The 257-nt window shown below is 63.8% G+C and carries 1 protein-coding gene; it reads left to right on the top strand.

What is annotated here, in order from left to right; all coding sequences use genetic code 11:
* On the top strand, positions 1–257 hold a 257-nt coding region (locus KVP70_RS33710), incomplete at both ends, for a condensation domain-containing protein (protein WP_217946778.1).

Consider the following 257-nt stretch of genomic DNA (forward strand, 5'->3'; position numbering starts at 1 on the left):
GTTCGTGCAAAGCGCAGGCGCAGCCGAACAAAGGATCGCAGCGGCCGATTGCGGCTTCCACCTGGTAACACACGACCTGCGCCACTTGCCCGGGCATGAACAAGCGTTCGCCGTCAGTCGCATCGGCGCAGACGAAGCCAGCCAAGCGTTCGACCTGGCCCAAGGTCCGTTGATCCGCGGCCAACTGCTGCGGCTGGGCGAGCAGGAACACATCCTGCTGATCACCCAGCACCACATCATCTCGGACGGCTGGTCGA

This window comes from Duganella violaceipulchra (assembly GCF_019166075.1).
Taxonomy (GTDB): domain Bacteria; phylum Pseudomonadota; class Gammaproteobacteria; order Burkholderiales; family Burkholderiaceae_D; genus Rugamonas; species Rugamonas violaceipulchra.